General features: G+C 75.1%; 2 protein-coding genes. Both read left to right on the top strand.

Annotated elements, in window-relative coordinates; genetic code table 11:
- The first annotated feature begins 20 nt into the window (after nucleotides 1-20).
- The gene (locus ABZW03_RS30205; protein WP_355265160.1) at nucleotides 21-3,464 is read left to right on the top strand and encodes an SDR family NAD(P)-dependent oxidoreductase; all 3,444 of its coding nucleotides are present in this window, start codon (nucleotides 21-23) and stop codon (nucleotides 3,462-3,464) included.
- A gap of 2 nt (nucleotides 3,465-3,466) precedes the next feature.
- On the top strand, nucleotides 3,467-9,615 hold a 6,149-nt coding region (locus tag ABZW03_RS30200; protein WP_355265157.1), incomplete at its 3' end, for an SDR family NAD(P)-dependent oxidoreductase.

Here is a 9,615-nt window from a genome sequence, read left to right as displayed (position 1 = left end):
CGGCGGTTTGGTGGGGGTTGGTGTTTTCCGTTCTGGGTGGTCAGTGGGCGGGGATGGGGCGGGGGTTGTCCCGGGAGTTCCCGGTGTTCGCCCGGGTGCTGGACGAGGTGTGCGGGCTGCTGGGCCTGCCGGTGGAGGTGCTGTTCGAGGACGCGGACGAGGTGCTGGGGGAGACGGAGTTCACGCAGGGCGCGGTGTTCGCGCTGGAGGTGGCGCTGTTCCGGCTGGTGGAGTGGCTGGGGGTGCGGCCGGACTTCGTGGTCGGGCATTCCGTGGGCGAGGTGGCGGCGGCTCATGTGGCGGGGGTTCTGACGCTGGCGGACGCGTGTGCGCTGGTGGGGGCACGGGGCCGGCTGATGCAGCGGTTGCCCGGTGGCGGGGCGATGGTGTCGCTCCAGGCGTCGCTGGAGGAGGTGACGGGGTCGCTGGTGCCGGGTGCCGAGGTGGCGGCCGTCAACGGCGCTGACGCGGTGGTGGTGTCGGGGGACGAGGCCGCGGTGCTGGCGGTCGGTGAGGTGTGGCGCGGCCGCGGTCGGCAGGTGAAGCGGCTGGCGGTCAGCCACGCGTTCCATTCGGCGCGGATGGATCCGGTGCTGGAGGAGTTGGGCCGGGTGGCGGCGGGGTTGTCGTTCGCCGAGCCGGTGATCCCGGTGGTCTCCACGGTGACGGGAAAGCCGGTGGACCTGGGGGAGCCCGGGTACTGGGTGCGCCAGGTGCGGGAGCCGGTCCGGTTCGCCGACGCGCTGCAGTGGCTGACGGACCAGGGCGTGACGGGGTTCCTGGAGGTGGGCCCGCACCCGCTGCTGGTGGCGAACGGGTTGATGCGCCGTGGCGGTGACACTCCGGACCGGCTGTTCGCCGGGCTGGGCCGGCTGTGGGCGGACGGCGCCGCGCGCTGGACACCACCCGCGGCCACATCGTCGGGCGAGTCGGACGTGCGCGTGCCCTCGTACCCGTTCCAGCGCCAGCGTTACTGGCTCCACCCCACCACCCCGGCACCGACCGGTGACGGCCGGATCGACCACCCGCTGCTGCGGGACGCCATGGAACTCCCCGACGACAACGGCGTGGTGCTGACGGGACAACTCGCCACCGCCGCGCAGCCGTGGCTCACCGAGCACGTCATCTCGGGCTCGCCCCTGCTGCCCGCCGCGGCGTTCGTGGACCTGGCGCTCCGGGCCGGCGAACACGTCGGCTGCCCGGCGGTCGAGGACCTGACGCTGGAGACACCGCTGGTGGTCGCGGACGGCCTGCAGGTGTCCGTCACCGTCGGCCCCGACCGGGCGGGCCGGCGCAGCATCGCGGTCCACTCGCGCGCGGACGGCGAGTGGGTGCGGCACGCCACCGGGACCCTGGGCGCGATACCCGCCGTACCCGCCGTACCCGTCGCACCCCGGGAACCCTGGGCAGAGCAGTGGCCGCCGCAGGCCGAAGCCGTCGACCTCGACGCCTTCTACGACACCCTGGCCGACGCCGGATTCGCCTACGGCACGGCCTTCCGAGGCCTGCGCGCGGCCTGGCGCGACGGCGACACCCTCTACGCGGAGGTGGCCGTACCCTCCGGCGACACCCGGTTCGCCCTGCACCCCGCCCTGCTCGACGCCGCGATCCAGATCGTGACCGTCGCCGACGACCGGGCGAAGCTGCCGTTCTCCTTCGCCGGGATCTCCTGGTGGAGCGGCGCCGAGCACGCCAGGGTCCGGCTGACCGTGACCGGCCGGGACACCTGCGCGATCGCCCTGGCCGACCAGGAGGGCGCGCCGGTCGCCGAGATCGCCTCGTTGACCCTGCGCCGGCCGGCCGGGGCCACCACGCAGGACGTGCCGTACCAGGTGGCGTGGCCGGTCCTGGAAGCGCCGACCAGCGAACCGGACGTCCCGGTCCACCACGCCACCTCGCCCGTCGAGACCCTGCGGGTGATCCAGGACTTCCTCACCACGGACACCCCGCGGCTGGTGGTCGCCACGCGCAACGCCGTGCCGGTCCGGCCGGGCGAGGACGTCGACCCGCAGGCCGCCGCCGTCTGGGGCCTGGTCCGGTCGGCCGCCGCCGAGCACCCCGGCCGGTTCGTGCTGGTCGACGGTGACGACGGCGACCGGGTCCGGCTGGCCGGCGACGAACCCCAGCTCGCGATCCGCGCCGGCGCCGTCCACGTCCCCCGCCTCGAACGGGTGCGGACCGAGCCGCTGCCCTCGCCGCTCGGCCCCGAGGGCACGGTGCTCGTCACCGGCGGCACCGGCACCCTGGGCGGCACGATCGCCCGCCACCTCGTCGTCCGGCACGGCGTGCGGCACCTGCTGCTGGTCAGCCGGAGCGGCCCGGACGCCCCCGGCGCGGCCGCGCTGGCCGCCGACCTGGCCGCGCTGGGCGCGACCGCCGACCTCGTGGCGTGCGACGTGTCCGACCGCGCGGCGGTGGCGCGGCTGCTCGCCGAACACCCGGTCAGCTCGGTGGTCCACGCCGCGGGCACGCTGGCCGACACCGTCGTGGCCTCCCTCACCCCGCAGCAGTTCGCGCGGGTGTGGGAGCCGAAGGCCCTCGCGGCGCGGCACCTCCACGAACTGACCTCGGACCTGGAGGCGTTCGTGCTGTTCTCGTCGGCGGCCGGGGTGCTGGGCGGCGCGGGCCAGGCGAACTACGCGGCGGCGAACGCGTACCTGGACGGCCTCGCCGCACACCGGCACGCCCAGGGACAGCCGGCCGTGTCGCTCGCCTGGGGCTACTGGGCGGAGGCCAGCGGCATGACCGGGGGGCTGACCGCCACCGACCGGCACCGCCTGGCCAGGGCCGGCGTACGGCCGCTGCCGACGACGGACGCGCTGGCCCTGTTCGACGCCGCGCTGACCGCGGGCACCCCGACCCTCGCCCCCGTCAGGTTCGACCTGCCGGCGCTGCGCCGGGCCGGCGACCCGCCCGCCCTGCTGCGGGAGCTGGTACGGCCCCGGCGCCGGCAGGCCGCCGACCGCGTGTGGACGCAGGCCGAGGTGCTGCGACTCGTCGTGGGCCAGGCCGCCCTCGTCCTGGGGCACTCGTCACCGGAGGCGGTCGCACCCGACCAGGCGTTCACCGACCTCGGGTTCGACTCGCTCACCGCCGTGGAACTGCGCAACCAGCTCGACGCGGACACCGGCCTGCGCCTGCCCGCCACGCTCGTCTTCGACCACCCGACACCGGCCCGACTCGCCGCCTTCGTGCACACCCGGTTGCACGGCACCGAACCCGACCCCCTGCTCGCCGGCCTCGACCGGCTCAAGTCCACGCTGGACGCGGCAGCCGCCGACGCCGACTACGAGACCGTCGCGGCCCGCCTCGAAGCACTGCTCGCGGCCTGGACCGCCAGGCGCACCGGCTCCGCGGCCGATGTCGACGAGGCCAGCGACGACGAACTGTTCAGTCTTCTGGACGATGCGCACCGCAGGACCGAGGTCATCCGCTCGGGCGAGTCCCGCAACGCTGAGGAGTAGCGATGTCCGACGAAGAGAAGCTCCGCACGTACCTCAAGCGCGCCACGGCCGACCTGGGAGTGCTCAGCAGGCGCCTCGCCGACCTGGAGGAGGCGGCGCGCGAGCCGATCGCGATCATCGGCATGGGCTGCCGCTACCCGGGCGGGGTGGAGTCCCCGGACGGCCTGTGGCGGCTCGTCTCGGACGGTGCCGACGCGATCACCGAGTTCCCGCCGGACCGTGGTTGGGACGTCGTCCACGACCCCGACCCGGACCGGCCGGGCACGACCTACAGCCGGTCGGGCGGCTTCCTCGCCGACGGCGCCGGCTTCGACGCCGGGTTCTTCGGCATCTCGCCGCGCGAGGCACTGGCGATGGACCCGCAGCAGCGGGTGCTGCTGGAGACGGCCTGGGAGACCTTCGAGTCCGCCGGCATCGACCCGACCACGCTCGGCGGCAGCCGCACGGCCGTGTTCACCGGCCTGTGGTCCTCCGGCTACGGCAACCAGCCGCCGCCGGACCTCGAAGGCTTCCTCGCCACCGGAACGGCCACCAGCGCCACGTCCGGGCGGGTGTCGTACCTGCTGGGGCTGGAGGGTCCGGCGGTGTCGGTGGACACCGCCTGCTCGTCCTCGCTGGTGGCGATCCACCTGGCGGCGCAGGCCTTGCGCTCGGGGGAGTGCTCGCTCGCCCTGGCGGGCGGGGTGACGGTGATGGCGACGCCGGCGGGGTTCGTCGAGTTCTCGCGGCAGCGGGGGCTCGCGGCCGACGGGCGGGTGAAGGCGTTCGCCGAGGCGGCCGACGGCACCAGCTGGGGCGAGGGCGCCGGTCTGCTGCTGCTGGAGCGGTTGTCGGACGCCCGCCGGAACGGTCACCGGGTGCTGGCCGTCGTCCGGGGCTCGGCGGTGAACCAGGACGGGGCGTCCAACGGGCTCGCGGCGCCGAACGGTCCGTCGCAGGAGCGGGTGATCCGTCAGGCCCTCGCCAGTGCCGGGTTGGCGGCGTCCGAGGTGGACGCGGCGGAGGCCCATGGCACCGGCACGACGCTCGGCGACCCCATCGAGGCGCAGGCCCTCTTGGCGACCTACGGCCAGGGGCGGGACGAGCCGCTGTGGCTGGGGTCGGTGAAGTCCAACATCGGGCACACCCAGGCCGCCGCAGGGGTGGCGGGTGTGATCAAGATGATCATGGCGATGCGGCACGGGCAACTGCCGCGGACCCTCCACGTGGACGCGCCGACCTCGCACGTCGACTGGTCGGCGGGCCGGGTCTCCCTGCTCACCGAGGCCCGGCCGTGGCCGGAGACAGGGCGTCCCCGCCGTGCCGCCGTGTCGGCGTTCGGCATCAGCGGCACCAACGCGCACGTGGTGATCGAGGCGGCCGCCGAGGAGCCGGCCGGGGTTCCGGCGGGGTCCGCGGGCGGGGTGGTGCCGTGGGTGCTGTCGGCCAAGTCGGAGGCGGCGCTGCGGGAGCAGGCACGTCGGCTGGCGGCGTTCCTGGCCGGGCAGCCGGAGGTCGACGCGCTCGCCGTGGGCCGGGCGTTGGCGGGGCGGTCGCGGTTCGACCACCGTGCGGTGCTGAGCGGTGTGGAGGCGTTGGAGGCCCTGGCGGAGGGCCGGTCGGCGCCGGGTCTGGTCACCGGGACCGTCCGCCCGGTGGGTCGGTCGGTGTTCGTGTTCCCGGGGCAGGGTGCCCAATGGGTGGGCATGGGCGCGGAGTTGTACGGGTCGGAGCCGGTGTTCCGGGAGGCGGTCGACGCGTGCGATGCGGCGCTGGCGCCGTACACCGACTGGTCGTTGGTGGAGCTGCTGACCGGCGGCGGGTCGCTCGACCGCGTGGACGTGGTGCAGCCCGCGCTGTTCGCGGTGATGGTGGCGCTGGCGGAGCTGTGGCGGGCGCACGGTGTGGAGCCCGATGCGGTGGTCGGGCATTCGCAGGGCGAGATCGCGGCCGCGTACGTGGCAGGGGCGTTGTCCCTGGAGGACGCCGCCAAGGTGGTCGCCCTGCGGAGCAAGGCCCTGGTCGCGCTGGCGGGTCAGGGCGGCATGGTCTCCCTGGGCCTCGGGCACGAGCAGGCCGCCGGGTTCGTGGCCCGCTGGGACGGCCGGCTGACCGTGGCGGTGGTCAACTCGGCGGACACCGTGGTGGTTTCGGGCGATCTGGACGCGCTGGACGAACTGCTGGCCGCCTGCGAGGCCGACGGCGTCCGCGCCCGTCGCCTGCCCGTCGACTACGCCGCCCACTCGGCGCAGGTCGAGGCGATCCGCGAGCACCTGCTGACCGACCTCGTCGGGATCGCGCCGAGGACCGCGGACGTCCCCTTCTACTCCACGGTGACCGGCGAGGAGCTCGACACCGCCGCCCTCGACGCCGACTACTGGTACCGCAACCTCCGCGAACCCGTGCTCTTCGACCGGGCCACCCGTGCGCTGCTCGACCACGGCCACACCGTTGTCGTCGAGGTCAGCCCACACCCCGTCCTGGTCGCCGCCGTCGAGGAGACCGGTCACCACCACGGCTCCGACCTCCTCGTCACCGGCACGCTCCGGCGCGACCAGGACGACTTCCGCACGTCGCTCGGTCGCCTGCACGTCCACGGCGTCCCGGTCGACTGGCGGTTCCCGGACGGCGCCGAGCCCGTCGGCCTGCCGACGTACGCCTTCCAGCGCCGGCCGTACTGGCTGCGGCCCGTCCCGACGGCGTCGGGCGACCACCCGCTGCTCAGCACGTTCGTGGAGCTGCCCGACGGCGCGGTGCTCAGCGGACGGATCTCGCTCGCCACCCACCCGTGGCTGGCCGACCACGCCGTGCGGGGCGCCGTCCTCCTGCCCGGCACCGCGTTCGCGGAGATGGCGGCCCACGCGGCCGGCCGGCTCGGCCGCGCGGTCGAGGAGCTGGTGCTCGAAACGGCGCTCGTCCTCGACGACGCCCCGGTGCACCTCCAGCTCGTCGTGGGCCCCGAGGACGACGGCCGCCACCCGCTCACGGTGTACTCGCGGGACGGCGACGCGTGGGTGCGGCACGCCACCGGGACCCTGGGCGAGGAGCCGGTGCTGAGCGCCTGGGACTGGCCGTCGGCCGGTGAGCCCCTCGACGTCGACGGGCTCTACGACTCGCTGTCCGCGCTCGGCTACGAGTACGGGCCGGCGTTCCAGGGCGTCACGGCGGCCCGGCGGGTCGGCGACACCGTCTACGCCGAGGTGGAGCTTCCCGCCGAGGGCCTGTTCGCCCTGCACCCCGCGCTGCTCGACGCCGCCCTGCACCCCATGGCGTTCCTCACCGACCGCACCGGCCTGCCGTTCGCGTTCACCGGAGTGGCGATCCGGCCCGCGGGCAGCCGGAGGCTGCGCGTACGCCTGTCCGCCACCGGGCCGGACACGTACACGGTGGCCGTGGCCGATCCGGACGGCACCCCGGTCGCGGTCGTCACCTCGCTGACCGTCCGGGACGCCACCGCCGTCCCGGACAGCCTGTACGCACTCGACTGGGTCCCCGTCGAACCGGCGTCGCCGGGCGGCGACCCCGCGGACCTGGTCGTCTACGAGGTGCCCGGGCCGGAGCCCGAGGCGGACCCCGTCGAGGCGGCGTACGCGAGCGCGCGGAGCGTCCTCGCCGTGATCCGGGACCACCTGGCGGGCGAGCGGACGCGGCTGGCGGTCGTCACCCGCAACGCCGTCGCCGCCGCGCCCGGTGACGTGGTCGGCCTCCACCACGCGATGGTCTGGGGCCTGGTCCGCGGCGCGCGGACCGAGCACCCCGACCGGTTCGTCCTGGTCGACGCCGACCCGACCTGGGACCCGGCACTGATCGCCGGCACCGACGAGCCGGAACTGGCGGTACGCCAAGGGGCGTTGCGCGTCCCCCGCCTGGTCCGCGTCGGCGCGAGCCTCACCCCGCCGGACGGGCCGTGGCGGCTGGAGGACACGGGCACCGGCAGCATCGAGGACCTGGCGCTGGTGCCCCGCCCGGAGCTCATGGAGCCGCTGGGGCCCGGGCAGGTCCGGATCGCCGTGCGGGCGGCCGGACTCAACTTCCGGGACGTGCTGATCGCCCTCGGCGTCTACCCCGGCGCGGCCCTGATGGGCGGCGAAGGCGCGGGCGTCGTCCTCGAAACCGGCCCGGACAGCCGGTTCCGGCCTGGCGACCGCGTCATGGGCCTGGTCCCCGGCGCCTTCGGCCCGGTCACCGTCGCCGACCAGCGGCTGCTGGTCCGGATGCCCGACGACTGGCCGTTCGCCAGGGCCGCGTCCGTGCCCGTGGTGTTCCTGACCGCCTGGTACGGCCTGCGCGACCTGGGCGGGTTGAAGGCCGGTGACCGGGTGCTGATCCACGCCGGCACCGGCGGCGTCGGCATGGCGGCGATCCAGCTGGCCCGGCGGCTCGGGGCGGAGGTGTTCGCCACCGCCGGCCCGGCCAAGTGGCACACCCTGCGCGCCCTGGGGCTGGACGAGGACCACATCGCCTCCTCGCGCACCCTGGAGTTCGAGTGGAAGTTCCCGCGCATGGACGTGGTGCTGGACTCGCTGTCCGGCGAGTTCGTCGACGCCTCCCTGCGGCTGCTCGTGCCCGGCGGCCGGTTCGTGGAGATGGGCAAGACCGACATCCGCGACGCGGCCGACCATCCCGGCATCGTCTACCGGGCGTTCGACATCGCCGACGCGGGGCCGGAGCGGCTCGGCGAGATCCTGGACGCCGTCGTGCGGGCCTTCACGGACGGCGGGTTCGCACCGCTGCCGTTGGACGTCCGCGGGGTCCGGGACGCGGTCGACGTGTTCCGGTTCATGAGCCGGGCGGCCCACATCGGGAAGATCGTCCTCACGGTTCCGGCGGAGCTGGATGCGGCCGGGACGGTGCTGATCACCGGTGGTACGGGGACGCTGGGCGGCCTTGTGGCCCGGCACCTGGTGGCCGAGCGGGGTGTGCGGCATCTGGTGCTGGTCAGCCGCCGTGGTGGCGGGGAGGCGTTGCGTGAGGAGTTGGCCGCGCTGGGCGCGGAGGTGACGGTGGCCGCGTGCGACGCGGCCGACCGGGAGGCGCTGGCGGCCGTGCTGGACGCGATCCCGGCCGAGCACCCGCTGACCGCGGTCGTCCACGCCGCCGGCGTGCTCGACGACGCCGTGGTCGAGTCCCTGACCCCCGAACGCCTGGCCGCGGTCTGGGAGCCCAAGGCGCGGGCGGCGTGGAACCTGCACGACCTCACCCGGAGACGGGACCTGACGGCCTTCGTCCTCTTCTCCTCGGCCGCCGGCACCCTCGGCAGCCCCGGACAGGCCAACTACGCCGCGGCCAACACCTTCCTCGACGCCCTCGCCGTGCACCGGCGCGCCCTCGGACTGCCGGCGACCTCGCTGGCCTGGGGCTACTGGGCCGAGGCCAGCGGCATGACCGGCCACCTGACCGGTGCCGACCAGGACCGGCTGACGCGAGCCGGGGTCGTGCCGCTGGCCACCGACCACGCCCTGTCGCTCTTCGACGCGGCCCTGGCCACGGACCGGGCCGCGCTGCTGCCGGTACGCCTCGACCTGTCCGTGCTGGCGGGCGCCCCGGCGGCCCCGACGGCCCTCAAGGGCCTCGTCTCCCGCACGGCGGCCCGGCGCCCGGCGCGGCCCGGCGCGATCGCCGACCGCCTGCGGGCACTGCCGGAGGCCGAACGGCTGCGAGCCGCACTCGACCTGGTCACCGCCGACACCGCGGCCGTACTCGGTCACCGCGAGCCGGGGGCCGTACGGGACCGGCAGCCGTTCAAGGACCTCGGCTTCGATTCCCTGACCTCCGTCGAACTGCGCAACCGGCTCAACACCGCCACCGGCCTGCGGCTGCCCGCGACCGTCACCTTCGACCACCCCACCCCGCGGCAACTCGCCGAGCACCTGCTGAGCGAGATCCTCGGTGCGGGCAAGGGCGTGGTGCCGGTGGTGCCGTCGGTGTCGGTGGGTGCCGGGGCCGATCCGGTGGTGATCGTGGGCATGGGGTGCCGGCTGCCGGGCGGGGTCGACTCCCCCGAGGAGTTGTGGCGCCTGGTGTCGGGTGGAGTGGACGCGATCGGGGGGTTCCCGGGTGATCGCGGGTGGGATGTCGAGGGGTTGTTCCATCCGGACGCTGATCATCCCGGGACGTCGTACACGCGGTCGGGCGGTTTCCTGGCGGACGCGGCGGGGTTCGATGCCGAGTT

The organism is Kitasatospora sp. NPDC004799, from assembly GCF_040609095.1.
In the GTDB taxonomy this organism is placed as follows: Bacteria; Actinomycetota; Actinomycetes; order Streptomycetales; family Streptomycetaceae; genus Kitasatospora.
The sequence above is the reverse complement of the archived record's forward strand: the minus strand, read 5'-3'. Positions and strand labels throughout refer to the sequence as shown.